The following is a 24,527-nucleotide window of genomic DNA, read 5'->3' as shown; positions in this document are numbered from 1 at the left end:
CACCAGGGCGGCGACGGCCAGGTAGCCGAAGCGGTCGAGGATGGGGGCGAGGTCGGCCAGTACGCCCGGCAGCGGGGGCGGTGTCATCGCTGTGCTTCCTGTGCCGGATTCAGCGGGCGGCGTGGGCGCCCGCAGGCGCGGCGGTCAGCACTGGTTGCAGTACGCCGGTGCGCAGGCGCTCCACGAGCGAAACGGCGGCGCGGCCAAGGATGCGGCTGGCCAGGTAGGCGACGGGCATGGCCAGCAGGGCCGCGCCGATGACGTCGTGGGGGTAGTGGTCGCCGAGGTAGACGCGGGTGAAGCCCTCCAGGAGGGCGAAGGCGGCGGCGATCACCGCAAGGCGCCGCTGAAGCAGCCACAGCGCGGCGACGGTCGCCGCGGCCACGGTGGTGTGGCCGCTGGGGAAGGCGTAGTCGGTTCGGGCGGGGCAGGCGCTGACGAAGTAGTCGTGCGGCAGCGAGTAGCACGGCCGTACTTCGGCGACGACCTTCTTGACGACCTCGGCGACGGTGAAGGCGACTATGACGGCGACGGGGGCGGCCAGGGCGAGGGTCATGGTGGCGGTGTCGCGGCGGCGGGCCTGCCACCAGCCGACCAGCATCAGCACCGCGAACACCCCGAGCCCGGCATTGGTCCACAGGCTGAGCGGAGTGTTCAGCCACTTCGTGTCGCGGGCCAAGTTGGTGACGGCGGTGAACAGTGAGCCGTCGATGCGGGAGCCGTCGAAGGCGAGCTGGACGGCGGGATGGATCATCATCATGCGGTATCTCCCAAGAAGCAGAGGAGTAGCAGGCCCCGGCCGGCAGCCGGTCAGGTAACGCCTACGCGGTCGCAGAGGTTGGGGCCGTGCCGCGGTGCCGGTGGTGCACCACACCTGGAGGGCATGGCAGACTCGGCGTCGAACCAACTTCTACCGACTCGTAGAAGTTCTACAGTACTGTAGATGATGGAGGAGAGGTGCGGCTCGTGGACACCGGGGACGCTCCGGGTGAGCGCAGGCCGGGCGGCGCGCTGGAGGCCGAGGTCCTGGCCCTGCTGCAGTCCTCGCGGCGGGCGCTGACCCCGGGCGAGGCGCTTGAGCAGCTGGATAGCGGCCTGTCGTACAGCACCGTGGTGACGGTGCTGTCCCGGATGTTCGACAAAGGGCTGCTGAGCCGGACCAAGCTGGGCCGCGCCTACGCGTATGCGCCGGTGGCCGATGCGCAGGGGCTGACCGCCCGCCGGATGCGTCAGGTGCTGGAGTCCGATCCGGACCGTGAGGCGGTGCTGGCCCGGTTCGTGGAAGAACTGCCGGCCCGGGACGAGGAGTTGCTGCGGCAGCTTCTCGGCGACCTGGGCGAGCGGGGCTGAGCGTGGTGACGGTATGGCACCTGGCGGTCTACCTGCCGCTGCTCTTTCCCGTCGCGGCCCCGGTGGCGGCCCGGCCGCTGGCCGAGCGGCTGGAGCCGCGGCTTGCGACCTGGCTGCTGACCGCCAGCGCGTTGGCCCTGGCCGCGCTGAGCTGGGCCGCCTTGGGCGTCCTGGCGGTGGCGGGGGTGGTTCGGCTGCCGCTGGCCGCACTGGTGGGCGGCTGGTCGGTGGGCACCGTGCGTGCCGGGGACCCGGTCTCCGCCGCGGAGGCGGTTGTGGCCGGCCTGGTGCTGGCCGCCGCGGTGGTGGCGGGGGTGCGGATGCTGTGGCGCCGGGTGCGGGCGCTGGCCGCAGCGGCGCTGGAGGCCGCCTGCCTGCCCGGCCCCGACCGGCTGGTCGTCATCGACAACCCGGCCCCGGACGCGTACGCGCTGCCCGGCATACCGGGCCGCATCGTGGTCTCCACCGGCATGCTCGACGCCCTGGACGACGCCGACCGCCAGGCCATGCTCGCCCACGAGAAGGCTCATCTGGCCTGTCACCACTACGCCTTCGTCGCGCTCACCCAGCTGGCCGCCACCTGCAACCCGCTGCTGCGGCCGGCGGCCGCCGCCATCGCCTACACCATCGAACGCTGGGCCGACGAACGCGCCGCCACCGCGTGCGCCAACCGTCGTCAGGTCGCCCGCGCGATCGGCAAGGCAGCCCTGGCCACCGCACACACCCCATCCCGCACGGGCCTGCCCGGCGCCGTACTCGGCCTGCTCGGACGCCGCCGCAGCCCCCTGGCCACCGCAGGACCAGTCCCCCGCCGCGTCGCCGCACTACTGGCCGAACCCCGGACGTACTCGCCGCCGCTGAACCTCCCCCTGCTGCCACTGGCCGCAGCCGCCGCCGTCATCGGCTCCAGCGCCCTGTGCGCCTTCGCCGCCGCCCACGACCTGCACCTGCTCCTTGAACTCGCAGGCGCCGGCTGACCGCCCCACTACACGGCCAAACCCTCGCCAGGAGACCCCACCGGCGCCGACCACCGTCGGGCGAACAGCCGACCGACGCCGCAGCGCTGAAGGGCATAGGCAGGGTTGGGAAGGGCCCACGCCTGCAAGGGCCCAGACACCGTAGGTCCACATGATCGGTGTGTTCCGGCGGTATCGGTGCTATCGGGCCGCGCGCCCCCCTTCTACGGCAGACCTGCGGATGGGAGTCGCCCTGCCGCGGTCCAGCAGCTCCCCGTCCGGACAGTCGATGGACGGCGGCCCGCAGGCCCCGCCCGCGTCCGGACGCAACTGATTCGTCGTAGTCCCGCCCCGTATCCCTTTGCCGACTGTTGCCGGCATCTTTGGCTCTCCGTGAGCCGCTCAGCGGTGGCTGGGACGGGGGCGGGACGTAGCATCGCGGCCGTGAACGCGATGAGCGGGCTGGTGCTGGTCGTGGACGACGACGCGGCCATCCGGCGTTCCCTGGATCGTGGCCTGCGGCTGAACGGCTTCTCCGTCGTTCTGGCGGAGAGTGGCCGTGCGGCTCTGGAGACGGTGCGCGACCGGTCGCCGGACGTGGTGGTGCTGGACATCTCCATGGCCGGCCTGAGCGGCATCGAGGTGTGCCGCGGGCTCCGGGGGGACGGGAACGACGTCCCCGTGCTGATGCTCTCCGCTCTCGACGAGGTGTCCGACCGGGTCGCCGGGCTGCAGGCGGGCGGTGACGACTATCTCGTCAAGCCCTTCGCCCTCCAGGAGCTGGTACTGCGGCTGGGCGCGCTGTTGCGTCGCCGGCCGCCCGCGGTCGACGACCTGGTGCGTGTAGGACCGCTGGTCCTGGCACCGGCCGCCCGCGAGGCGCATATCGACGGGGAACCGCTGAAGCTGACCCGGCGCGAGTTCGAGCTGCTGGAGGTACTGGCCCGCAACGCCGGGATCGTGCTGACCCGAGAACAGTTGCTGGACCGCGTGTGGGGTTACGACTTCGAGGTGCGCACCGACGCGGTGGACACCTTCGTCAGCTACCTGCGCCGCAAGCTGGAGGCAGGTGGGCGGCCTCGGATGCTGCACACGGTGCGCGGGGTCGGCTTCGTCCTGCGCGAGCCCCGGGGCGCGCCGTGAGGCTGTCCACGCGGATCGCGATCGCGGTCGGCGTCACTGTGCCGCCGCTGGTGCTGGCCGCTGGCCTGCTGCTGCTGGGACTGGTCACCAAGGACCTGCACCGGCAGCAGGACGTCCAACTGAGCGCTCGGGCCGCCGCAGTCACCCCGGACGCCAGGGCGCTGCTGCGGGCCGCCGCGTCGGGTCGGCCGCCGTCCGTGGAGCACGCCCGGGAACGGCGGCTGTTCGCGGCCGCACTCGACGTGGGCGTACGGCTGACGGGTCCGGCGGGCACGGTGACCGCCGGCGGCCCTCAGCCGGGCGCGTCCGTGCCGCTGCCGCCGAACGCCACCGCACCCGTCACCGTACGGGCGGCCGACGGCGCGAGCTGGCGGGTGCTGTCCGTGCCGGTGACCGTCAACCGCCCCGAGACGCGCGGCACCTTGTGGCTGTTCTCCCCGGACACCGCGAGCCAGGCGCTGATCAGGCTGGTGCGGGGGCGGGTGGTGACCGTCGCGCTGCTCGCCGCCCCGCTCGCCGGGGCGGCGGGATGGGCGGCGGCGGCCGGTACCGCGCGGCCGCTGCGGCGTCTGCAACGCCGTACCAGCGGCCTCGACCTCACGACCAGCGCCGCTCGCCTCGATCACACCCCGACCGGGATCGCCGAGGTCGACGATCTGGCCCGGACGATCCGTACCGTGCTCGCTCGCTTCGACCAGCAGGCCGCCCGCACCGCACAGGCGTTGGAGGTGGCCCGCTCGTTCTCCGCCGCCGCCTCGCACGAGCTGCGCACCCCGCTGATGAGCATGCGGACCAACCTGGACATCCTCGCCGAACACCCGGAGCTGACGGAGCCGGACCGCACCGAGGTCCTGGGGGACCTGCGGCGCGAGCACACCCGGCTGCAGGGGCTCCTGACCATGCTCCGGGCGCTCGCCCAGGGCGACCTGGTCGAGGCGGACGCCTTCGGCCCCGTCGACCTGGCCGAGCTCGTGGACGCCTCGGTCGCCGACCTGCGCCGCAGACACCCGGACGCGGAGGTGACAGTGACGGCCTCCCCGGGCCTGTGCGCGCACGGCTGGGAGCAGGGGCTGCGCTCCGCGGTGGACAACCTGCTGGCCAACGCCTGCACCCACGGCCGGTACGAGGACAAAGCACCCCGTATCGAGGTGACCCTGGGCCAGGACGGGCAAGACGCCGTGCTCACCGTGGACGACCGGGGGCCAGGCATCCCGCCCGACCGGCGCGAGGCCGTCTTCCAGCGCTTCCACCGCGGTCCCGGCAGTCCCGGGTCGGGCCTCGGGCTCACCCTCGTCGCGCAGCAGATCACGCTGCACCAGGGCCGCATCACGGTTCTCGACCGCCCGGACGGGCGGCGCGGCACACGGTTCGAAGTGCGTCTTCCGACCAGGGCGGACCACACGCTGCCGCCGCCGCGCCGGGACTGGCTGTCGGCGCCCGGGACATCACAAGGTTTCCACAAAGACGGTTCCTAACTTCCTCCCGAGCAGGCACTGCGCCTCACAGGAAGGAACACATCATGCAACCCAGGAAAACCGTCGTCATCTCTCTGGCGGTGGCCGCCCTACTCGGCGTTGCGGGGACCGCCGCCGCGGAGAGCACCACCACGGCCGCGTCTCCCAAGCCCACCGCCACGGCGAAGAAGGACGGCACGAACAAGCTGTGCAAGCGCGCTCCGAGGACCGAGCAGCGGATCGAGCGGAAGCTCAAGCGGCTGGAAGGGTCGGGGAAGGGCTCCATCGCCCAACTGGAGAAGCGGGCCGCCATCGCGAAGGCCGCAGGCCACAGCGCGGTCGCGAAGTACCTCGATGACGAACTGTCCTTCCGCAAGTCCCTCGTGCCGTCACTCCAGCAGCGCGAGAAGGACCTGGCCAAGGTGCAGAGCTGGTGCGCGACCGTCAAGGACGGCCACTCGGCATGAGCGGCACCTGACGGCCTCCGGCCAGGCCATCCGCGGACAGCGGTGGGTCCGGGGTCATGGTGCCCCGGACCCACCCGCAGGTTCACAGCATCACGCTTTCGATTCCGAGAGTGAAGGGGTGGTCCCGGCGGCTGTCCGCGGCGTCACTCATCCCCGCGCGCCCTCTCCCGACTCATTGAAAATGGTCCCGGTGGTAGTGGTGTAGCTGATGATGCCGCCGCGTTCGCACCGGCTCGGGCACCGGCCGGGCCCCGGCCCGCAACGGCCGCCACTCCACCAAGGCAGCCTCCTTCCCCGCTGTCCCCGCCACCCGGCATCACCTCGACGACCGGTGGCACCCCAACGGCAGGCGGAAGGCCCCAGAAATTCGAACCAGAGCTATAACAGTCCCAGGGCCTTCCGCCGCCAGCCTCCTGGCAACGGAGGCGTGGTCCCAGGCCGACGCGGGCGCAGAGCCGGGACGGGCGGCATCACCTAACGCTTCTGCCAGTGCGAAGGACGCGCCGACGTCAACTACGGAGACCGGACTGTTTCAGTGCGGTGACGGACAGCATCAACGGGTGCCGGTCTTGGAGAAGGCGTCGTGCCAGGCGGCCTTTGCGCCGGAGTCGCCGATGCGGTAGACATCGACGACGGCGCCGGCGGCCACCACGACGGACAGCACGGCCGCCGCGACCCTCACGACCGCGCCGCTGCGGGCCCGGTCCGTGGAGTCCTGCGGCGCGGGCGTCCAGCGGGTCGTCCACCACACGGCCGTCGCCAGCAGGAACAGGCCCGCGGCCCACGGCAGCAGCCCGTCCCCGAGTTCGGCATGCTTGCGCACCAGCGGATCGCTGTCGACGTGCCGCTCCAGCCACTCGCCGGCCTGCGTGGTCAGGGGCACAGTCATCAGGGTCACGAACGCGAGCACCGGCAGGATCAGACCCAGCCGCCGTGCGGCCCTGGGCCACAGCGCGCTGACGACGAGCACCAGGGCGCTGAGCGGGATGAGGACGACGACAAAGTGGACGAACAGCACGTGCGCGGGCAAGCCGTTGACGAGGCTCATCGGGGTGCTCCTCCAGAAGGCGGTCATGGGGGTGGACGGCGCGGTTCCGGGCCGTGTCCGCCGATCGGCGCGTCAGCCTGGCACAGTTATTTCTCAGGTTCTTCTGAGGGCAAGTTGGGACGTATAGTCACAATCTCTGCGAGGTGGCCTATTTCAGAGCAGCAACGGCCGCGCCAGCCACGTCTGCACCCCGCCCTCAAGCGGAAAGGCCGGCCCGCGCCAGCCGCGGTGCGGACATGACATGGCAGCCGTGGTCTACAGGGCAGGGCGGCGGCGATGGCGTCCGGTTCAGCCTGCGGGGTGCAGGCCCGCACAGGAGGACGAGGTCACCCGGCATGGTCTCGAACAATCGCGGCCCTGCATGCTCTGCGTACGTTCTGGAGACGGCGGGTCCGCGTCTGCTTTCTTTCGAAGTTCAGAAGAAACTCAGAGGTCCCCGTCCGCCCGGGGCGGCCGATGAGGCGCGATGCTGGACCGCATCATGGGCACCACACCGAACCACACCTCCCTCCCTCCGCTGCGCAGGCCCGACGGCGACGCCGTCCGCGTCCTGGTGGTGGACGACGAACCCGACCTCACGGAGGTTCTGGGCGTGGCACTGCGCTCAGAGGGCTGGGAGGTCCGCATCGCCGACGACGGCGCCACCGCGCTGGAGGCGGCCGACAGCTTCCGCCCAGACGCCGTCGTCCTGGACTGGATGCTGCCCGATACCGACGGCCTTCAGGTACTGCATGCCCTGCGCCGCCGGCTGCCGCAAGTGTGCGTGCTCTTCCTGACCGCGCGTGACGCCGTGGAGGACCGGATCGCGGGGATCACCGCGGGCGGCGACGACTACGTCACCAAGCCCTTCAGCCTGGAGGAGGTGCTGGCCCGGCTGCGGGGGCTCATGCGCCGGGCGGGCATGTCGCACGAGGCGGGCGCGCCGCGGCTCGTCGTGGGGGACCTCGTGATGGACGAGGAAGCCCGGGAAGTCACCAGGGCGGGCCGGGTCGTGGAGTTGTCCCGCACCGAGTTCGAACTGCTGCGGTTCTTGATGCGCAACCCGCGCCGGGTGCTGTCGAAGGACCAGATCCTCGACCGCGTGTGGTCCTATGACTTCGGGGGCCGGGCCCACGTGGTCGAGCTGTACATCAGCTACCTGCGCAAGAAGGTCGACGCCGGGCGGGCGCCGCTGATCCACACGGTGCGCGGTGTGGGCTACGTCCTCAAGCCGGACCAGTCGTGAGAGAGCGCCAGCCATGTCCACCGGCGGCACTGGGCCGTCGGCTCGCCGCCGGGCGCGCACGCCGTCCGGTGTCCCTGCGGCTGCGGCTGACCGCCGGGCTCGTGGTGCTGCTGGCAGTGGCCTGCGCGGTCGTCGGCGTCGCGACCGTCGTCGCCCTGGAGAGCTTCCTTGTCGGACGTGTCGACCAGCAGCTCGCCGCCACCGGCGGCCGGTTCGCGGCCAGTCTTGAGCACGAAAAGCGCCCCGACGCCGACAACGTCCCGGACACCCGTGGCCAGGCGGAGGGGACATTCGGTGCCCGTCTGCTGGCCGGCCAGGCGACCCAGGCCGCCGTGGTGAAGGACGACACCGACGCCGCCGTTCACCTGACCCCGGCCGACCGGCGTGCCCTGGCTGCGCTGCCGCCAGACGGCAAGGGCCGCAGCGTGCACCTGTCCGCGCCGGCCGGTCGCTACCGTCTGGTCGCCGTCCGGGGCGACGACGGCGACATCCTGGTCACCGGACTCCCGCTGCGCCCCGTCGAGGACACCGTGCACCGGCTGGAGATCGTGGAGGCCGCCGTCTTCGGCGCGGCCCTGGCGGCCACCGCCGCCGCGGGCGCCGCCTGGGTGCGCCTGTCCCTCCGGCCCCTGGAGCGGGTGGCCAAAACGGCGACCGAGGTGACGCGCCTGCCCCTGGCCACCGGGAAGGTCGCCATGCCCGCCCCCCTCCCGCACAGCGACACGCACACCGAGGTCGGCCGGGTCGCCACAGCCCTCAACCACATGCTCGGCCACATCGGCGACGCCCTCGCCCGACGCCACGCCAGCGAGGAACGCCTCCGTCACTTCGCCGCCGACGCCAGCCACGAACTACGCACCCCCATCGCCACCGTCCGCGCCCACACCGACCTCGCCCTGCGCCACCCCGGCCCCCTGCCGAAGGAGGTACGGCACTCCCTGGAACGCATCGCCGCCACGTCACAGCGGATGAGCGGCCTGGTCGACGACCTGCTCCTCCTCGCGCGCCTGGACGCGGGCCGCCCCCTGGCCCGCGAACCCGTAGACCTCACCCGCCTGACCCTCGACGCACTGGACGACGCCCGCGCCCTGTCCACGCGCCACCACTGGCTGCTGGACCTGCCCGAGGAGCCTGTCATCGTCCAGGGCGACGAACACCGCCTCCACCAGGTCCTGGCCAACCTGCTCGCCAACGCGCGCACCCACACCCCGCCGGGCACACGAGTGGCGCTGTCCCTCACCGCCTACCTGGACCATGCCGAACTCGCCGTCGCCGACGACGGCCCGGGCATTCCCGAAGCCCTCCAGGCGGAGATCTTCCACCGCTTCACGCGGGCCGACCCCGGTCGCTCACGCAGGACCGGCGGCACGGGCCTGGGCCTCGCCATCGTCGACGCCGTCATGACCGCACATCACGGCACGATCACCGTCAGCAGCAGCCCCGGCAGCACCACATTCCTTCTGCGGCTACCGCTCGCAACGACACCCGACGAGCACCCGCCCCTCCACAAGGACGCGGCCCCCTACTCCGCGTAACGCCTCCCGACCACTGTCACCACTGGCCTCCGCAGGCGTCCTTTTGCGGCCCCGAGCGTCCGAGACGGACGCCCGCGGTCCGAGCGTGTTGTCCCGCTACCGGGAGAGCACTGGCGAGAGCCCCGACAGCACCTCGCCGGAAGCGGCAAAAGATTCTGAGTTTTCTCTGAATGAGCGAGCGAGGGGAGCGCTCAGAGGCTTTCCAGAAGTTCCGCTGGAAAGGTGGCCGACACACACGCACCACACGACGCATCACCACCTCGACACGGCGTCGATACACCACACGGCACCGCGAGTCGACCAGAGGAGCCTCCGTGGCCACCACATCCACACACAGCCGCCATGCCAGGACCCGCCCCCCTCAGCCCGCCATACCCTCCCCCCACACCGTTCCCGTCATCGCCCAAGTGCTGATCTACGCCGGGGCCGCAGCGGTGGTGGGCCTGTGGTGGATCGACACCACCTCCGTGGTCGGCGTCGCCGGATGGCTGACCAACGCCGGCCGGGTCACCGGCCTACTGGCCGGCTACGCCTGCGCGGTGCTGCTCGCGCTAATGTCCCGCTTTCCCCTGCTGGAGCGGACGGCCGGCTCGGACCGCCTGGCCCGCTGGCACGCGCTGGGCGGCCGCTACACCATCTCGCTGACGCTCGCCCACACACTGCTGATCACCCTCGGCTACGCGGCGAGCGCCCACGCAAGCTTCGTCAGTCAGACCACCACACTCGTCCTCACCTATCCCGACATGCTCAAGGCCACGGCAGGCTTCCTGCTCCTGGCCGCCACCGGCATCATCTCCGCCCGCGCCGCGCGCCGCCGCCTGAGCTACGAGACCTGGCACTACCTGCACTTCGCCACCTACCTCGCCATCTTCCTGGCCTTCTTCCACCAGCTCTCCAACGGCGCCGACTTCGTCGCCCACCGCCCCGCCCAACTCGCCTGGTACGCCCTCTACATCGGCGTGGCGGCGCTGCTGGTGTGGAACCGCTTCCTCACCCCAGTGCGGCGGGCCCTGCGGCACCGGCTGACCGTCACCGAGGTGCGGCCCGAGGCCCCCGGCGTGGTGTCGGTCTTCATGAGCGGCCGGCACCTGGACGCACTGGGCGCCGAGCCCGGTCAGTTCTTCCGCTGGCGCTTCCTCGCCCCCAGGATGTGGTGGACGGCGAACCCGTACTCGCTGTCCGCACCGCCGAACCCGGCCTACCTGCGGATCACCGTGAAGGCCGTCGGCGGCCACAGCGAGGCGCTGGCCAGGCTCCGGCCGAGCACCCGCGTGTGGGCCGAGGGGCCCTACGGCGCCTTCACGGCGGCCCGACGCACGGCCCGAAAAGTCCTGCTGCTCGGCGCCGGCGTCGGCATCACCCCGCTGCGCGCGCTGTTCGAGACGCTGCCCGGCCAGGTCACCCTGATCTACCGGGCGCGCCGCCCGCAGGACCTGGCGCTGTGGCAGGAGCTCGACGCCATAGCGGCCGATCGCGGCGCGAGCGTGCACTACGTGGTCGACGAACCCGCCCACTACTCCTCGCCCCTCACCGCGGGCGGGCTGACCGCCCTCGTGCCGGACATCGCCGAGCGCGACGTCTACCTGTGCGGACCACCGGGGATGACGGCCGCGGCGATACCCGCCCTGCGCGAGGCCGGGGTACCGCACCGCCGCATCCACCACGAATCATTCGCGTTCTGACTTCTCCGACCATCCTGAAAAGGAGCAGCTTCATGGCAGTGCGCCGCGCCGCCCTCCTGACCACATCAACCGTTGCGGGCCTGGTCCTGCTGCTGTCCCTCAAACCGCACCACACCACCCTGCCGGTCCTGGCCAGCTCCGGCGGCACTACTGCGGTCTCCTCACCCACACCGGACTCCACCTCCGGCCAGCCGAGCCAGTCCAGCTCCAGCGGGTCGAAGAGCGCCAGCACCGGGGGCGGAGCCACCGGCACCTACACCGGTGCCGTCGAGCAGACCCCCTACGGCCCAGTCCAGGTCGCCGTCACTCTCTCCCACGGCAAACTGACCAACGTCAAAGCAGTGCAGACTCCGAGCGATGCGTCGCGCAGCCAGGCGATCGCCGACTACGCCGTGCCCACCCTGACCCGGGAAGCGCTGGGCGCGCAGAGCGCGCACATCCAGGCCGTCTCCGGCGCCTCCTACACCAGCGAGGGCTACATGCAGTCCCTCCAGAGCGCCCTGGACAAGGCCGGTGCCTGACACACCCGACGCATACAAGGTCAAGGCGTCCACGGCCTTCGAAAGGCCCGAAGGGCTGCGTCACGTCGAGCACGCCATGGGCACGGTCTTTTCCTTCGACATCCGCGACACGCCTACGCCCGCCATCCGCCGGGCTCTCGAGCAGGCCGTGGCCTGGCTGCACCGGGTCGACGAGATCTTCTCCACCTACCGCCCCGACAGCCAGATCAGCCACCTGGACCGCGACGAGATGAACCTCGCCGACTGCGACCCCGAAGTCACCGAGGTGCTGCAGCTCTGCGAGAGCGCCGAGCGCATCAGCGGCGGCTGGTTCAGCCGCGCCCCCGGCGGCCGCCTCGACCCCACCGGCATGGTCAAGGGCTGGGCCATCGAACGCGCATCAGGCATTCTGGAGCGGGCCGGGGCGCACAACACCTGTGTCAACGGCGGCGGCGACATCCAACTGCGCGGCGAGTGCGCCCCGGGCGTGCCATGGCAAGTCGGCATCGCCAACCCCCTGCAACCCGGCAGCCTGTGCACCCTCGTAACCTGCCGGGACCTCGCCATCGCGACCTCCGGCACAGCCGAGCGCGGCGCCCACATCCTCGACCCGCACACCGGTCGCCCTGCGGCCTCCGGACTACTCTCGATCACCCTGGTCGGCCGCCACCTCACCGACATCGACGCCTACGCAACGGCTGCCTTCGCCATGGGCCCGAGCGCACGCGGATGGATCGAGTCCCTGCCCGGTGTCGAAGCCTTCGCCGTCACCTCGGGCGCTCGCGCCTGGTGGACCTGCGGCTTCCCGCACAAGGCCCCATCCCAGCGTGGCTCGGCCGAGAGGTCCCCGGACCGCGTGCTCCACACCCGGAGTGACACCAATTCTCACCGACATTGATCACGCCGAAGAAATCGCGGGTGACTCCAGAACCCGCGTCGAAACGACATCCACGGAAATACTCTGGCCCAAATTAAGTGGAGCGGTTGCTGTCCGTCGCAGCATTGCATCGGACAAGCGCTCAGTCGGTGAAATGGCCAGTTTCGGACGGTCCTACCTGGTGCGCCATGGTCCTCGAGGCGCAGGAGCTCGGTCTGGCATGCCGGAAGCCGCCAGTCGCCTCCGGGAGCCGCCACCAGGGCGTGGCGGTGGTTCCCCAATGATGCGGACGATCGCCGGTTGCTTCCGGCAGGCTCTCCAGCACCTTCAAGACCGCTACGGCCACATGCTGTGACACAGGCTCTGCCACCAGGCGCGGTTCAGGGGCAGGCAAGTTCTCAACCACCACAGTGATCAGCCGCTCCGTCTCCTGCCACGAAGCAGGCTGGTGCCGCCGGCCATGAATGTAGACGTCGAGAATCAACTTCCGCTCCCTCGGGCGCGTATACCTCCATCAGCATGCCTGCGCTGAGCTGATCCACGGGACACTGCCGAGGCCCCCGAACCGAAGTCCAGGGGCCATCATGCCGCAGGTGCCCGTGTCGGAGGGGTGTCGGAATCAGGTCCCGTCGCCGGGCTCGTCCTCCTGGTCGTCGTCCTCACCGAGGAGCTCGGCGATCCGGCGGTCGGCGATGTCCTGACGGCCGTCGAGGCACTTCGCGTACCGGCTCAACAGCACTTCGACGCTGTTGCCCGCCCGCTCCGCGACCTCGGTGGGGTCGACGCCCGCGTTGAGCCAGGAGGAGAGCGCGGCGTGCCTCAGGTCGTAGGGCCGAGCGGCCAGCGGCGAGGCCACCTGTTCCGGCGTGAGCGCCAGGTGCCGGGCCTCGTCCCAGACGCGCCAGTGCGTAGTAGCCAAGTTGCTTCGGGACAAAGGGGTCACGTGTACTGTCCTGCCGGCGTCGGGGGTGCGACAGCCCGCGACGACTCGCTATTGCCCTGCCATCCTGGACACCGCATCCTCGGGGTATGCCGGTCTCTCCTGATACTCGTGATCTTTGCCGGTCCTTCTTCGCGCCGGACGTGGTGGAGCTGGCCGTTATGGCTCTGGGGACGTACACCGGGTCAGATGAGACGTGGGTCCATCAGGCCGCCACCAGGCTCAGCGAAGGAGAGCTTCACCGCCTGGCCCACTGGTTGAACGAGGCCGAGCGAAACCCGGACACCTTCCGCTGGTACGCCAGCGAGCCCACCGACGTGTCACCCGAGACACACCGGTTCGCGGTCGAGTTCACCAACGCGCTGATGGACAAGGATGTCCCCAAGCCGCCAGAGCGGCGGTAAGCACCGTGCCAGTACCGTGCCAGACAGCGCGGGGAGCCACGGGGAACAGCGGTCACTCATCCAGCACGTCCACATGTCATGACGCCGCTGCGCAGCAGGTCAGCGCGCACGTGGCTCGGAAAACTCGCTTTCCCGCGGACCCTGGGACGGCGGCCTCGGTGCCGCTCGTCAAGCGGCGTCCGGGCCTTCGATCCGCTCCTTGAACTCACCCCGGTTCGTCTCCTTCACCTCCTGTGTGTAGGTGATGTCGTCGCTGCCGTACGGCATGCGGACGGTGAAGCGGAACCAGTGCGTCAGGACGCGGTGCGTCGCGGAGTCCAGGACCAACTCTTCCTCCAGGCGGACAAGCGTGAGCTGGGCATGGCTCACCCGGATACCTGCCTCGCGTAGTCGGTCCAGAGTCGGTTCCACTTCGCGCTGTGCCTTCGCCGCCCAGGGGCGGTCCCGTACGCCGCCGAGTTTCCGCGACGTGACGTCGGCCTTGAGCGTGATCTGGTTGCCGTACGCGCTCTTCATCAGGGTGACGTCAACGCCGGTTGCCCTCTGCATGTACCCCCTGAAATCGGCGAGGGCGGCCACCGGGTCCTCCACCTTGTTCGCCATCTCGGGGTCGGTCGCAGGCGCCTCCTTCCACTCTCCCGATCGCTCGCTGTTGAGGTAGCCCGTGTCGTCGAGCACGAACAGCTCTTCCCCATGCGTGCGCTGCCCGGCGCCCGCGCCGGTGGTCACGGTTCCCAGTCCATGCAACGCCATGGGGTTCTGGGTGCGCTCCAGGACGCCCGAGTAAATGGCCTCGTTCTGCCGCCCCCGTAGCGTCAGCTTCTCCACCCCCCGGACTTGGAACTTCCACCCAGGGCCGGCAGCCATCGCCTCTTCCGCGAGGTCGAGGTGAGCCTCCGGGGTCTGCGGCTTCTGCTTCTGCCGCACCCACGGGCTCTGCGACGCCGTCGAGCCCGGCTCCCCAGTGGTGCAGGCTGCCAAGGTCAGGGGGGTCAGCAGGACCAGGAGGGTGGCCGGTCGCAAACGGGTCTTCATCTGCTCTGCTCCTCCGAGGGCTCCTCACACAACAACTGGAGGCTACGACGCACGGCGGCGCGATTGGTTGTATGGCGACCGCTGTAAGACCGACCTCTCCATGACCGTGATGCGTGCTGTCGGACGAGTTGTACGAAATCTTCCCTAGAGCCGGGCTCAGGGCTTTCGTCCCAGGTGAGGATGATGGCGCCGTCCGTGTGCCTCCTCACTGACCCATCGGACCCGCCCTGGAGTGCCCGCCCGCTGAGGTCTCGTCCGTCATTACACGCCCTAACGGGGACGCCCGTGCATCACAGGCGTCCCGGACGGCATGGGGCCGCCCGGGAGCCCGTCACCAATAGAGCTGAACAAGGGCGCACACGCCGCGACGGAGGTCAGTTGATGCGAGGACAGGAACTGCCACACCTCCGCAACGTCCATCTCCTCCGCGCGGACGTGGAACGCGGCACCGTAGAACGTGAAGAGCACAGGGCTGAGCCCGCCAAGTGCCGGAACAACCACCGGCAACAGAGCAACGCACGCCGCCACCAGAAACGGTCTCCGGCTACCCGCGCGGGCCAGGCGTCGGATGCCGCCCGTGACGGACACCGCGCCTGCCAGGAGGAGGTGCAGGCGTAGAGCGGCAGTGGGATCAGCAATCCAGGTCACCCAAGCCGTGACCGCGAAAAGCGCTCCGCTGGTCGCCAGCGCCGCCAGCCATGGACTGCGCCGACACCCGGCGTGCAGATGCCACCTGGCCCTGAGAGCCGTAGCCGCTGGGCGCATCACCGTCCCCGGCCTGGACGCGGAGGGGCACCTTGCCCGCCGGACCGGTGCGGTCGCCGTGCCACCGCAGGCAGCACAACTCCGTTTCGACAAAAGGGACTTGGCATCGCCGCCATTGCATGCAATCGATGTCGTCACCAGCGGTGAGCGGCACGAGCACGCGCCGCGCATCACGCCTCGGGCCCTTGTCGCCGACCGACAGTTCCGCAGGAGTCCGTCTCGCCTGTGATCACGCCCCTCGTCCAACCGCTTCACAGGCACGGATCAACCGGCGACTCGATCCGGAAATGGAAGAGACTTTCCGTTAACGGGTCTGCTACATGCCCGAAATACCCGTGCAACATCCGGGCCGTTAGCTGCCGCATCAACCGTCCGGCACGACGCCGGTAGGGGATGGGGCACAGCAAGAAGGAGCACGACATGACGGCCACGGACAGCGCGGACGCGGACAGAACCGCCACCCCGCCCGGGTACTCCCCCCGTCTCTACAACGCGGACCTCGCCCCCGCCACCGAGCGCAAGTGGGGCGCCTTCAGCATCTTCAACGTCTGGACCTCGGACGTGCACAGTCTGTACGGCTACTTCCTGGCCGCCAGCCTGTTCCTCGTCGCGGGCAACACCTTCAAGTTCCTCATCGGCATCGGTGTGGGCTCGCTGATCATCTACTGGCTGATGACCCTCATCGGCAAGGCGGGCGTCAAGACCGGTGTCCCCTACCCGGTCCTCGCCCGCGCCTCGTTCGGCACCTTCGGCGCCAACGTCCCGGCTCTCGTACGGGCCGTGGTCGCCACCTTCTGGTACGGCGCCCAGACCAGCGCCGCCGCCGGCGCCATCGTGGCCTTCCTCGTCCGCTACGACGGACCCGAGAACCTGCACGAGACAACCCGGCTCTTCGACCACAGCGGCCTCGAAGTGCTGTGCTACCTCGGCGTCTGGGCCGCCCAACTGCTCATCATCAGCAAGGGGATGGAAACGGTCCGCCGTTTCCAGGACTTCGCCGGCCCGGCGGTGTGGCTGATGATGCTGATCCTCGCGATCGCGCTGTCCGTGAAGGCCGGGACGCTGTCCTTCTCCGTCGACATGCCGAGCGGCGACCTTGCCGCACTCGCCAAGAGCGCCACCGGGCTCGACGTCAGCCCGGGCTCACTCGCCGCGATCGCGGCGATAGCCGCCACCTGGGTGACGTACTTCGCCGCCCTGTTCCTCAACTTCGGTGACTTCGCACGCTTCACCCCGGACACGAAGGCCCTGAAGAAGGGCAACATCTGGGGCCTGCCAGTCAACCTGATCCTCTTCTCCCTCGTCGCCGCGATCACCACGGCCGCCGCCAGCAAGGTGTACGGCGAGGTCATGCTCGAACCGGCCGAGATCTCCGCCAAGTTCGACAGCGCGTTCCTCGTCCTGCTCGCCGCCCTGACCTTCGCCGTGGCGACCCTCGGCATCAACGTCGTCGCCAACTTCGTCAGTCCCGCCTTCGACTTCGCCAACGTGGCCCCGAAGTACGTGACCTTCCGCAGGGGCGGCCTCATCGCCGCCGTCATCGCGCTCCTGCTCTACCCACTCCACCCCTGGGACAACGCCCCCAGCTTCGTCAACGCCATCGGCTCGACGATGGGCCCCATCTTCGGTGTGATCGTCGTCGACTACTACCTCATCCGGAAGACACAGCTGAACGTGCCCGCTCTGTACGAGGAAGGCGGGGAGTTCCGCTTCCAGGGCGGCTGGAACGTACGGGCGTTCGCCGCCGGGGCTGTGGGCGCCGTCTTCTCCAGCATCCTCCCCGTCTACGGACCGTCCGGATACGGAGCGACGCTGGGTCCGTACTCCTGGTTCATCGGAGTCGTCGTGGCCGGGGTGCTCTACTTCGCGTTCAGCGGAGGCAGGAGCCCCCTCACAGCGAGGACGGCGGCAACACAAGCGCCGGAGGCGACAGAGGCATAGGAGTCAGCTTCTTCCAGCAACCCGAGTAGGGCGCCCGACCTGGGCTGATGCCGGTCAGGCGCCCTCTTCGTCGTGCAGCGGGCGGTGCTGTCGCCATCCCAACACCCCTGGTACCGGCTCCCCGATCTCTCACCAGCGCGCAGCACGAACAGCCCCACGACCGGCCCCATCCCACGGCGATCCACCTCAATGGGCCTCGGGGTCGCGGACGTGGCCAAGACCCTCGGTCCCAGCAGCAAGAAGGAGACGGTGAACACAGCGCTGCGCGAGGTTCTGGAGAACCGGCGGCGGGGCCTGGCCCTCACCCGCCTGCGGGCGGCGGCCGAGGAGGGCGCCTTCGATGGACCTCTTCGAGGACAAGGGGAACTACCGCCGGTGAACGCCGCGCAATACCTGATCGAGACCAGCGCACTCGCCCGCATGCTGCGTGGCGACGCCGAGCAGTACGGATGGGACCATGCAGCGGCCGCCGGGCTCATCGCCACCTGCCCCATCACCAAGCTGGAGTTCTTCAACAGCGCACACTCCGCCGCCGACCGCGCACAGGGCATCGAGGACATGCGCCCGCTCGTCGGCTGGGTGCCGGCCGACGACAGCGCCTACGACCGGGCCTGGCGGGTCCAGGAGCTCCTCACCCAGCGCGGGCAGCACCGCAGCGCCGGGGGCGTCGACCTAACGAAGACGGCGCCACGCGAGATGAGTCGTCGCTGCTGGACGAGATCGTCCGGGAGGGCGCCCGCAGGATGCTGGCCGCCGCGCTGGAAGCCGAGGTCAACGCATACATCGCCGAGTTGGCCGACCAGCGGGACGATAACGGGCGGCGGCTGGTAGTGCGCAACGGCTATCACCAGCCAAGGAAGGTCACCACCGCGGCCGGGACCGTGGAGGTGAAGGCCCCGCGGGTGAACGACAAGCGCACCGACCTCGATACGGGCGAACGCAGGCGGTTCTCCTCGGCGATCCTGCCGCCTTGGGCCCGGAAGTCCCCGAAGATCAGCGAGGTGCTGCCGCTGCTCTACCTGCATGGGTTGTCGTCTGGGGACTTCGTGCCCGCGCTGGAGCAGTTCCTCGGCAGTTCGGCCGGGCTGTCGCCGGCCACGGTCACGCGGCTGACGGCCCAGTGGCAGGCCGACCACGCTGCCTTCATGGACCGCGATCTGTCGGCCACGGACTACGTGCACGTGTGGGCCGACGGCATTCACCTGCGCATACGCCTGGAGGAGGCCAAGGCTGCCGTGCTGGTGGTGATGGGCGTGCGGGCGGATGGCACCAAGGAGCTGATCGCGCCGGCCGACGGTTATCGCGAGTCGACGGAGGCGTGGGCGGGCCTGCTACGCGACTGTGCCCGCCGGGGCATGCGCGCCCCGGTGCTGGCCGTCGGGGACGGCGCGCTCGGATTCTGGAAGCCCCTGGCCGAGGTGTTCCCCGACACCCGCGAACAAGGATGCCGGGTTCACAAAACCGCAAATGTTCTCGATTCCCTGCCGAAGTCGGCCCAGCCCGCGGCCAAGTGCGCCATCCAGGACATCTACAACGCCGAGAACAAGGAGCGGGCCCGCAAAGCCGTCGCCTTATTCGCCAAGCGGTACAACGCGAAGTACCCCAAGGCGGTCAAGAAGATCGTGGACGATGAGGACGAGCTGCTGGCGCTCTACACGTTCGCCACCGTGCGGCTGCGGACCAAGGTGACGAAGGGTGCCGGCCGCCGCGCCGCCGGGCTGGCGATGGTTTTCAAGCTGGTCGAGTCAGCCCAGGCCCGCTGGCGGGCTGTGAACGCACCCCACCTCGTCGCTCTGGTCCGTGCCGGGTCCCGCTTCGAACGCGGCCACCTCGTCGAACGCCCCGAGACCCTCTCGGCGTGAGCAGCCTCAGCCGATCCGCAGAAGCCGGGAGGATCTCAGGCACCCGTGCGCCGTATGTGCAGGTGGCCGTCGCGGGGGAAGGAGGGCGGTGCCGCGGGCAGGATGGTGTCGAAGTCGTAGCGGCTCTTCTGTGCAACCCGGCACGATGCCAGGTTGTCCACCTGGTGCAGGAGTTCGAGACGCTCCAGCCCGTCGGCTTCGAAGGTGTCGAAGGCCCAGCTGGTGAGTGCCTCCAGAGCGCGGGAGGCCACTCCCCGCCCGCGAGCGTGCGCCGCGGTCCAGTAGCCCACTTCGGCCGCCGGTTTGCCGGAGGTGACTTCCTTGAGGACCACGTTGCCCACCAACTGTTCGCGAACTGAACCGGGTTGTGTCTCAAGGACGGCGAAGCCGAACCGGTCCCCCGCTGCCCAGCCCTGCTGCTGAGCCTGCACCCAGCGTGCCCCGTCGGCATCGTCGTCCACGACAGAGCTCGCCCACTGGCGCAGTGCGGGATCCCGGCTCACCTCGACCAATGCGGCAACGTCCTCCATGCGCCAGGGGCGAAGAACGAGAGCGGGAGAGACCGGCGACGCGGCCACCTGAAGTACGACCGGGGCACTCATCAACCGATCATATGCGGCGGCGTTTTCACCCGACGCCAGCCGCGTCCGCCCCATGCCGCCTTGCGACCGCCCCGTCATTGCTGTGTCCGGACGCGCAGAGCCTGGACGGACCAATCGAACACTGGAGCCAGACTCTCCGGGGCCGGCCAGCCGTTGACCACTGCGAGCAGCTGGAGGTACCGCTCCCTGCGGGGGTCACTCACGCTCTCCAGCCGAGTCGCCAGCCGGCGGCGAAGCTCAACGTCGTCGGGGCGGCCGAGGAGGTGCGCGCAGTGCGCCGTGAACGCCGCGACGATCGGATCGGCCTGGGGCGAGGCCGGGTCGATGCCGGCGGCCAGGGCCGGGCCGACCTGGTCACGGACGACTGCGGCAATGCCGCGACGCGGGCCCATCATGTCGCTTCGGGTCTGCTCGGCTGCCTGGTCCTCGACCGTCCGCCGCACCATGGTGCGGAAACCCGGGTCCAGGGACATTTCGGCCAACTCCACCCACGCCTGGACCTGCTCTGCCTCCGGGTTGTCGGGCAACTCGGGGGTCATCGAGCGCATGACCCCCGCGAATGCGGGGGCGGCGTCAAGACCGCCGAAGACGGCGTCGAGGAAATCGCCGATCAGACGTCGGCGTTCGTCCTCGGAAAGCTGGGCCAGCCGGTGCATGAGTTCCGTCTCCTCAGGTGTGGACCCGCGCTCGGCCACCGCCATCAGCACCGCGCGCCGCAGGCGCAGGACGCGGATCTGCGCTGCCAGTGCTTCGGCGTGCGCCGCGGCGACCTCGGGAAGCGAGAGCTCGCGGTCCACGACCTTGCGGATCGTGGGAAGGTCCAGTCCCAGCTCGCGCAGGGTCCGCACGAGGTCCAGGCGTGCGACGGCGTCGATGCCGTAGAGGCGGTAGCCGGCCGGGCTGCGGTCCGTCGGCGCCACGATTCCGCGATCGGAGTAGAACCGAATGGTCTTGACCGTGAGACCGGTCCGTCGAGCGAGTTCGCCGATCGAGTAGAGCGTGTCGCCGTCCATGCCCCCACCTTTGTGTCTCCCCCTACTGGAGACTCAAGCCCCTCGCCTGCCAGCAGGCAACCACTCCTCATCCACAAGGCTTGACAATTCCTCCCCTCGGAGTCCTCGCTGTGCTCGCCAGGTAACGCACAAGCAGGCAACAGAAGCGAGCCATAGGGGGTCTCTCGTATTCGATCACTATGCCGCGCGACATCGCCGAAGCCGCCAAGGCCCGCAGCGGCCCCTCCGGGCTGTCCGCCTACGTGGCCGCCGCCGTGGCCCGTCAGATCGAACGCGACAATCTCAACGAGCTCATCCAGGTCGCCGAGGCCGAGCACGGGCCCGTCACGGACGAGGAGATCCAGACTCTCCGCGACCAGCTCCACCAGGCCCGACAGGAACAGACACGGGACGGGACGAACGCCGCGTGACCCGCCCTCCCGCCGCCCCCGGTGGCACCCTTGTCCTGGACAGCGAAGGACTGGCCAAGGCCGTGCTACGCGATCGCACAGTCACCGGCTGGCTCGCCCTCGCACGCGCCGACGACCTGCGAGTGATCATCTCTGCGGCAACCCTCGTTGAGGTGGTCCACCCCCGGATCAACCGGCCGGCCCTGGAGTGGACGCTGTCCCGCCTTGTCATCGAACCGATCACAGAGCCCATCGCCCGCCACGCCGCCGCGCTCCTCGCCGACGCCGGGCTGCACGGCCACAAGTGCGCCATCGACGCCATGCTCAGCGCCACCGCCCTCGCCGCCCCGGGACCTGTCACGATCCTCACCTCGGATCCCGAGGACCTCACTGCGCTGTGCGGCCGACGCGTCACGGTAATGAAGATCTGACGATCTCGGCACCAACTGCTCCACGACCAGTTCCGGCAGTCAAAGGCTGACTTCCGGAAGCGGAACGAGCCCTCTCGGACCACTTAGTCTGTCAAGGCACTGGCGTAGCGGGTCGGCAGGACCTCCACGCTGTTGTCGGCGCGCTCGACAACCTCGGCGGATCGACGCCGCGTTGAGTCGCGTCGACAGCGCCGAGTGCCGAAGGTCGTACGGCGCACAGCGGGATCCAGAATCACTGGATCCCGCTTTTCGGCATTCCTGCCGAGCCGCTCAAGGCCGGCCACGACCCCGGCTCTTCGCGAAGTGACGGCGCGCCGCCGTCGCCAGCAAGGCCGCACCCGCGCAGCCGACCAGGAGCGTTCCCCATTCAGGGACGTGGGCTGCCCGTAGGAGGCCTGCGACGCCGAAGCTCGTGTTCCAGCCGGCCTCTGTGATGGCCGAGCCGAAGCCCTGGATGGCCAGGATGGCGCCGAACAGCCAGAGCAAGCCTTGACGTGAGTTGGTGTTCGTGGTGTTGAGCTGCTGCTTTGGCATGACGGGACCTCTCCGGGAGTTCTTTTCGATGCGAGCGCATCACATCGTGCAGGGTCGGGAGATATGATGCAAGCGCATCGGAAAAAATTGGTTCGGAGGGGAGCGGCGCGTGCCCAAGCAGGTCGACTACGAGGAGCGGCGGCTGCGGATCGCCGAGGCGGTGTGCGCTCTGATCGCGCGTTCCGGGATGGAGGCCGTCAGTCTTCGGGACGTCGCCGCCGAGGCGGACGTGTCCATGGGAGCCGTGCAGCGGTGCTTCCGGAGCAAGGAGGACATGCTGCTGTTCGCCCTGGAGCACATCTCACAGCGCGTCAGCGAGCGCGCCGACCAGCGCATCGCCGCGACCTCCACCCCACAGGCCGCGTCCACCCTGCTGTCGCACACGCTGGCCGAACTCGCCCTGCTGGACGAGGAGTCGCGGGCCCAGGCGCATGTGTGGCTGGCCTTCGTCGGTCATGCTCCCGCCAGTGAGAGGCTCGCCGCCGTCCTGCACGAGACGTACGGCAAGCTCCATGACCTCGTCGTGTGGCTCATCCGCTACGGCCAGGACAGCCAGGAGATCCCGCAGCATCTCGACGCCGCCCAGGAGGCGGATACGCTCCTCGCCGTTGCCGACGGTCTCACCGTTCACGTTCTCGCGGGGCATCACTCCGCGGAGACGGCGTCGGCCGTCCTTCAGCGTCACGTCGAGTCGCTGTTGCGGTGAGCGGCCGTCCGGGTGCTTTCAGCACTTTCGCCCCATAGGCACCATTGTTCTACGGTGGATACGGGTGGACAGAACGACGCTGCTCATACCCGCACCGATCATCGAGGTGACGGCCATGACGGAGACCACACAGCGCAGAGACACCGCTCCCCCTGAGGCCCGGGGAAGCACCGCGATCGCGGACACGGTCGTGGCGAAGATCGCGGGCATGGCTGCCCGGGAGATCCCCGAGGTGCACAACCTCGGCGGAGGGATGACCAGGGCCTTCGGGGCCGTGCGTCAGCGCGTGCCCGGTGGGGGCGGTGGGGTCACCCAGGGGGTGAAGGTGGAGGTCGGTGAGCGCCAGGCCGCCATCGACCTCGACGTGGTCGTCGAGTACGGCGCCGCCATCGCCGACACCGCCGCGGACATCCGGACGAACGTCGTCAACGCGGTGGAGCGGATGACCGGACTGGAGGTCATCGAGGTCAACATCGCCGTCGACGACGTCCATTTGCCGGACGAGGAGGAGGAGGAGGGCGAGTCCGAGCAGGAGGGGCGGCGCGTGGCCTGAGGATCCAGGTTCGTCAAAGGGAGTGTCACGGGACCCCCGCCAGTCGCAGTAGTGCCGTCGTGCCCGCCGACGCCAGTACGACGACGAGGAACGGGGCCCTGCGCCAGGCGAGCACTCCGCCGGTCAGGACCCCGAGCGGTCGGGCGGGGCCGGTGAAGGCGTGGTCCTCGGTGAGGGCGGACGTGGCGGCCAGGGCGGCGAGCAGGAGGACCGCCGAGACCTCCAGCAGCCTCTCGGCGCGCTCCGGGAGCGTGAATCTCGCGCGCAGGGCCGGCCCGGAGAGGCGGAGCAGGAACGTGCCGACCGCCAGGGCGAGCATCGCCGCCAGCGTCGGCAACGGCGGTATGGCGGCGGCGCTCATCGCATCGCCTCTTTTTTCGTCTTGGCGGCGGACAGGGGCAGGGCGGCCAGGGCCAGCAGGACCGGCAGGCCCGCCGGCAGGAACGGGGTGACGGCCAGGGCGAGGGCCGCTCCGGCCAGCGCCGTGCGCCGCAGGGGCCTGTCCTTCAGCGCGGGAAGGATCAGCGCCAGGATCACCGCGGGGAACATGGCGTCCAGGCCGAGGGCGTCGATGTCCCGCACGACACTGCCGAGCAGCGCGCCCAGCGCGGCGCCGACGGGCCAGCAGATCAGGATGCCCAGGCCGCAGAGCCAGTACGCGGCCCGCTTGCGCTCCGGCTCGTCCTGGGCGAGGGCGAAGACGACCGTCTCGTCGTTCATGAGATGCGCGCCGAGCGCTCCACGCCAGCCCCGCCCGAGGACGTCGGGTACGGCCAGACCGAACGGCAGATGGCGCGCGTTGACGAGCAGCCCGGCCAGCAGCGCGGCGAACGGGCTGCCCCCTGCGGCGATGATCCCGACGAACAGGAACTCGGACGAGGCGGCGAGGACGAGCACCCCCATCAGGACCGGGAACCACCAGGCGAACCCGGATGTGACCGCGACGGCGCCGTACGACAGGCCGACCACCCCTACCGCCAGGCAGACCAGCGCGATGTCGCGGAGCAGGGAACCATCCGGTGGGCAATCCGGTGAACCATCCGGTGTTCTCCAAAACGAACGCATGATTTTTATACTGAACAGCGTTATGGTGTTCGTCAAGACGAACGAGCGAA

At 69.9% G+C, this 24,527-nt stretch carries 25 protein-coding genes and 3 pseudogenes; 19 read left to right on the top strand and 9 right to left on the bottom strand.

Going from position 1 to position 24,527, the window contains the following annotated elements:
* Positions 1 to 109: 109 nt before the first annotated feature.
* A complete protein-coding gene (locus ACIBNA_RS43435) occupies positions 110 to 760 on the bottom strand; it encodes a phosphatase PAP2 family protein (protein WP_399170891.1) in 651 nt (216 codons plus the stop codon).
* 206 nt (positions 761 to 966) lie between these two features.
* On the opposite strand from ACIBNA_RS43435, the gene ACIBNA_RS43430 reads away from it, so the two are divergent.
* The 5 genes from ACIBNA_RS43430 (at position 967) to ACIBNA_RS43410 (ending at position 5,370) form a co-directional block, all read left to right on the top strand.
* Positions 967 to 1,350 carry a BlaI/MecI/CopY family transcriptional regulator gene (locus ACIBNA_RS43430; RefSeq protein WP_399170890.1) on the top strand — a complete coding sequence of 128 codons (384 nt, stop codon included), beginning with the start codon at positions 967 to 969 and terminating at the stop codon, positions 1,348 to 1,350.
* A 5-nt stretch (positions 1,351 to 1,355) separates the two neighbouring features.
* A complete protein-coding gene (locus ACIBNA_RS43425; RefSeq protein WP_399170889.1) occupies positions 1,356 to 2,327 on the top strand; it encodes a M56 family metallopeptidase in 972 nt (323 codons plus the stop codon).
* 432 nt (positions 2,328 to 2,759) lie between these two features.
* Positions 2,760 to 3,449: a response regulator transcription factor gene (locus ACIBNA_RS43420; RefSeq protein WP_399170899.1), complete on the top strand. Its 690-nt coding sequence runs from the start codon at positions 2,760 to 2,762 to the stop codon at positions 3,447 to 3,449.
* Positions 3,446 to 4,924, top strand: coding sequence for a sensor histidine kinase (locus ACIBNA_RS43415; RefSeq protein WP_399170888.1), 1,479 nt, complete (start codon positions 3,446 to 3,448; stop codon positions 4,922 to 4,924). Before ACIBNA_RS43420 ends, ACIBNA_RS43415 begins: the two co-directional genes overlap by 4 nt.
* A gap of 44 nt (positions 4,925 to 4,968) precedes the next feature.
* A complete protein-coding gene (locus ACIBNA_RS43410) occupies positions 4,969 to 5,370 on the top strand; it encodes a hypothetical protein (protein WP_399170886.1) in 402 nt (133 codons plus the stop codon).
* Between the two features lie 553 nt (positions 5,371 to 5,923).
* Here the strand turns inward: ACIBNA_RS43410 and ACIBNA_RS43405 are convergent.
* Positions 5,924 to 6,418 (bottom strand): DUF2231 domain-containing protein, encoded by a 495-nt coding sequence (locus tag ACIBNA_RS43405; RefSeq protein WP_399170885.1) that lies wholly within the window; start codon positions 6,416 to 6,418, stop codon positions 5,924 to 5,926.
* A 466-nt stretch (positions 6,419 to 6,884) separates the two neighbouring features.
* Between ACIBNA_RS43405 and ACIBNA_RS43400 the strand changes: the two genes are divergently transcribed.
* From ACIBNA_RS43400 to ACIBNA_RS43380, 5 genes are all read left to right on the top strand, one after another.
* On the top strand, positions 6,885 to 7,643 hold the full coding sequence (locus ACIBNA_RS43400) for a response regulator transcription factor (protein ID WP_399170884.1): 759 nt from the start codon (positions 6,885 to 6,887) through the stop codon (positions 7,641 to 7,643).
* Between the two features lie 29 nt (positions 7,644 to 7,672).
* A complete protein-coding gene (locus ACIBNA_RS43395; protein ID WP_399170898.1) occupies positions 7,673 to 9,178 on the top strand; it encodes a sensor histidine kinase in 1,506 nt (501 codons plus the stop codon).
* Between the two features lie 314 nt (positions 9,179 to 9,492).
* Positions 9,493 to 10,860 (top strand): ferric reductase-like transmembrane domain-containing protein, encoded by a 1,368-nt coding sequence (locus tag ACIBNA_RS43390; protein ID WP_399170883.1) that lies wholly within the window; start codon positions 9,493 to 9,495, stop codon positions 10,858 to 10,860.
* 32 nt (positions 10,861 to 10,892) lie between these two features.
* A complete protein-coding gene (locus tag ACIBNA_RS43385) occupies positions 10,893 to 11,381 on the top strand; it encodes an FMN-binding protein (RefSeq protein ID WP_399170881.1) in 489 nt (162 codons plus the stop codon).
* A 76-nt stretch (positions 11,382 to 11,457) separates the two neighbouring features.
* Complete coding sequence (locus ACIBNA_RS43380) at positions 11,458 to 12,258, top strand: FAD:protein FMN transferase (protein WP_399170897.1); 801 nt, start codon at positions 11,458 to 11,460, stop codon at positions 12,256 to 12,258.
* 598 nt (positions 12,259 to 12,856) lie between these two features.
* Here the strand turns inward: ACIBNA_RS43380 and ACIBNA_RS43375 are convergent.
* Positions 12,857 to 13,153, bottom strand: a pseudogene (locus ACIBNA_RS43375) (site-specific integrase); the annotation flags it as partial.
* Between the two features lie 113 nt (positions 13,154 to 13,266).
* Here ACIBNA_RS43375 and ACIBNA_RS43370 point away from each other — a divergent pair.
* A complete protein-coding gene (locus ACIBNA_RS43370) occupies positions 13,267 to 13,581 on the top strand; it encodes a hypothetical protein (RefSeq protein ID WP_399170880.1) in 315 nt (104 codons plus the stop codon).
* A 168-nt stretch (positions 13,582 to 13,749) separates the two neighbouring features.
* Here the strand turns inward: ACIBNA_RS43370 and ACIBNA_RS43365 are convergent, their stop codons facing one another.
* Positions 13,750 to 14,616 carry a hypothetical protein gene (locus ACIBNA_RS43365; RefSeq protein ID WP_399170879.1) on the bottom strand — a complete coding sequence of 289 codons (867 nt, stop codon included), beginning with the start codon at positions 14,614 to 14,616 and terminating at the stop codon, positions 13,750 to 13,752.
* Positions 14,617 to 15,801: 1,185 nt separating this feature from the next.
* Between ACIBNA_RS43365 and ACIBNA_RS43360 the strand changes: the two genes are divergently transcribed.
* From ACIBNA_RS43360 to ACIBNA_RS43345, 4 genes and pseudogenes are all read left to right on the top strand, one after another.
* Positions 15,802 to 17,322 carry an NCS1 family nucleobase:cation symporter-1 gene (locus tag ACIBNA_RS43360; protein WP_399170878.1) on the top strand — a complete coding sequence of 507 codons (1,521 nt, stop codon included), beginning with the start codon at positions 15,802 to 15,804 and terminating at the stop codon, positions 17,320 to 17,322.
* Between the two features lie 189 nt (positions 17,323 to 17,511).
* Positions 17,512 to 17,701: pseudogene (locus ACIBNA_RS43355) on the top strand (type II toxin-antitoxin system VapB family antitoxin).
* A pseudogene (locus ACIBNA_RS43350) lies at positions 17,698 to 18,021 on the top strand (VapC toxin family PIN domain ribonuclease); the annotation flags it as partial. The pseudogenes ACIBNA_RS43355 and ACIBNA_RS43350, both read left to right, overlap by 4 nt.
* 8 nt (positions 18,022 to 18,029) lie before the next feature.
* The gene (locus ACIBNA_RS43345; RefSeq protein WP_399170896.1) at positions 18,030 to 19,184 is read left to right on the top strand and encodes an IS256 family transposase; all 1,155 of its coding nucleotides are present in this window, start codon (positions 18,030 to 18,032) and stop codon (positions 19,182 to 19,184) included.
* A 35-nt stretch (positions 19,185 to 19,219) separates the two neighbouring features.
* On the opposite strand, the gene ACIBNA_RS43340 is transcribed toward ACIBNA_RS43345, so the two are convergent.
* Positions 19,220 to 19,786 (bottom strand): GNAT family N-acetyltransferase, encoded by a 567-nt coding sequence (locus ACIBNA_RS43340; RefSeq protein ID WP_399170877.1) that lies wholly within the window; start codon positions 19,784 to 19,786, stop codon positions 19,220 to 19,222.
* A gap of 74 nt (positions 19,787 to 19,860) precedes the next feature.
* Positions 19,861 to 20,799 carry a MerR family transcriptional regulator gene (locus tag ACIBNA_RS43335; protein WP_399170876.1) on the bottom strand — a complete coding sequence of 313 codons (939 nt, stop codon included), beginning with the start codon at positions 20,797 to 20,799 and terminating at the stop codon, positions 19,861 to 19,863.
* Positions 20,800 to 20,978: 179 nt separating this feature from the next.
* Between ACIBNA_RS43335 and ACIBNA_RS43330 the strand changes: the two genes are divergently transcribed.
* Positions 20,979 to 21,209, top strand: a complete 231-nt coding sequence (locus ACIBNA_RS43330; RefSeq protein WP_399170875.1) for a CopG family transcriptional regulator — start codon at positions 20,979 to 20,981, stop codon at positions 21,207 to 21,209.
* Complete coding sequence (locus tag ACIBNA_RS43325) at positions 21,206 to 21,619, top strand: DNA-binding protein (RefSeq protein WP_399170874.1); 414 nt, start codon at positions 21,206 to 21,208, stop codon at positions 21,617 to 21,619. Before ACIBNA_RS43330 ends, ACIBNA_RS43325 begins: the two co-directional genes overlap by 4 nt.
* A gap of 270 nt (positions 21,620 to 21,889) precedes the next feature.
* On the opposite strand, the gene ACIBNA_RS43320 is transcribed toward ACIBNA_RS43325, so the two are convergent.
* On the bottom strand, positions 21,890 to 22,153 hold the full coding sequence (locus tag ACIBNA_RS43320; RefSeq protein WP_399170872.1) for a hypothetical protein: 264 nt from the start codon (positions 22,151 to 22,153) through the stop codon (positions 21,890 to 21,892).
* A gap of 109 nt (positions 22,154 to 22,262) precedes the next feature.
* On the opposite strand from ACIBNA_RS43320, the gene ACIBNA_RS43315 reads away from it, so the two are divergent.
* A complete protein-coding gene (locus ACIBNA_RS43315; RefSeq protein WP_399170871.1) occupies positions 22,263 to 22,859 on the top strand; it encodes a TetR/AcrR family transcriptional regulator in 597 nt (198 codons plus the stop codon).
* 115 nt (positions 22,860 to 22,974) lie between these two features.
* Positions 22,975 to 23,412, top strand: coding sequence for an Asp23/Gls24 family envelope stress response protein (locus ACIBNA_RS43310; protein WP_399170895.1), 438 nt, complete (start codon positions 22,975 to 22,977; stop codon positions 23,410 to 23,412).
* A 25-nt stretch (positions 23,413 to 23,437) separates the two neighbouring features.
* Here ACIBNA_RS43310 and ACIBNA_RS43305 read toward each other — a convergent pair whose 3' ends face one another.
* Together ACIBNA_RS43305 and ACIBNA_RS43300 are read right to left on the bottom strand one after the other, a co-directional pair.
* Entirely contained in the window at positions 23,438 to 23,773 is a 336-nt protein-coding gene (locus ACIBNA_RS43305; protein ID WP_399170870.1) for an AzlD domain-containing protein, read from the bottom strand.
* Positions 23,770 to 24,477, bottom strand: a complete 708-nt coding sequence (locus ACIBNA_RS43300; RefSeq protein ID WP_399170869.1) for an AzlC family ABC transporter permease — start codon at positions 24,475 to 24,477, stop codon at positions 23,770 to 23,772. The genes ACIBNA_RS43305 and ACIBNA_RS43300 overlap by 4 nt, the downstream gene beginning before the upstream one ends.
* Between the last annotated feature and the right edge of the window lie 50 nt (positions 24,478 to 24,527).

It is taken from the genome of Streptomyces sp. NPDC050164 (genome assembly GCF_044459945.1).
GTDB classification, from domain to species: Bacteria; Actinomycetota; Actinomycetes; order Streptomycetales; family Streptomycetaceae; genus Streptomyces; species Streptomyces coeruleorubidus_A.
The sequence above is the reverse complement of the archived record's forward strand: the minus strand, read 5'-3'. Positions and strand labels throughout refer to the sequence as shown.

Excerpts from the sequence above, each read along its gene's own strand:
- ACIBNA_RS43435 (WP_399170891.1), bottom strand. The coding sequence starts at position 760 with ATGATGATGATCCATCCCGCCGTCCAGCTCGCCTTCGACGGCTCCCGC.
- ACIBNA_RS43420 (WP_399170899.1), top strand. The coding sequence starts at position 2,760 with ATGAGCGGGCTGGTGCTGGTCGTGGACGACGACGCGGCCATCCGGCGT.
- ACIBNA_RS43410 (WP_399170886.1), top strand. The coding sequence starts at position 4,969 with ATGCAACCCAGGAAAACCGTCGTCATCTCTCTGGCGGTGGCCGCCCTA.
- ACIBNA_RS43405 (WP_399170885.1), bottom strand. The coding sequence starts at position 6,418 with ATGAGCCTCGTCAACGGCTTGCCCGCGCACGTGCTGTTCGTCCACTTT.
- ACIBNA_RS43400 (WP_399170884.1), top strand. The coding sequence starts at position 6,885 with ATGCTGGACCGCATCATGGGCACCACACCGAACCACACCTCCCTCCCT.
- ACIBNA_RS43385 (WP_399170881.1), top strand. The coding sequence starts at position 10,893 with ATGGCAGTGCGCCGCGCCGCCCTCCTGACCACATCAACCGTTGCGGGC.
- ACIBNA_RS43380 (WP_399170897.1), top strand. The coding sequence starts at position 11,458 with ATGGGCACGGTCTTTTCCTTCGACATCCGCGACACGCCTACGCCCGCC.
- ACIBNA_RS43370 (WP_399170880.1), top strand. The coding sequence starts at position 13,267 with ATGCCGGTCTCTCCTGATACTCGTGATCTTTGCCGGTCCTTCTTCGCG.
- ACIBNA_RS43365 (WP_399170879.1), bottom strand. The coding sequence starts at position 14,616 with ATGAAGACCCGTTTGCGACCGGCCACCCTCCTGGTCCTGCTGACCCCC.
- ACIBNA_RS43360 (WP_399170878.1), top strand. The coding sequence starts at position 15,802 with ATGACGGCCACGGACAGCGCGGACGCGGACAGAACCGCCACCCCGCCC.
- ACIBNA_RS43340 (WP_399170877.1), bottom strand. The coding sequence starts at position 19,786 with ATGAGTGCCCCGGTCGTACTTCAGGTGGCCGCGTCGCCGGTCTCTCCC.
- ACIBNA_RS43335 (WP_399170876.1), bottom strand. The coding sequence starts at position 20,799 with ATGGACGGCGACACGCTCTACTCGATCGGCGAACTCGCTCGACGGACC.
- ACIBNA_RS43330 (WP_399170875.1), top strand. The coding sequence starts at position 20,979 with ATGCCGCGCGACATCGCCGAAGCCGCCAAGGCCCGCAGCGGCCCCTCC.
- ACIBNA_RS43320 (WP_399170872.1), bottom strand. The coding sequence starts at position 22,153 with ATGCCAAAGCAGCAGCTCAACACCACGAACACCAACTCACGTCAAGGC.
- ACIBNA_RS43310 (WP_399170895.1), top strand. The coding sequence starts at position 22,975 with ATGACGGAGACCACACAGCGCAGAGACACCGCTCCCCCTGAGGCCCGG.
- ACIBNA_RS43305 (WP_399170870.1), bottom strand. The coding sequence starts at position 23,773 with ATGAGCGCCGCCGCCATACCGCCGTTGCCGACGCTGGCGGCGATGCTC.
- ACIBNA_RS43300 (WP_399170869.1), bottom strand. The coding sequence starts at position 24,477 with ATGCGTTCGTTTTGGAGAACACCGGATGGTTCACCGGATTGCCCACCG.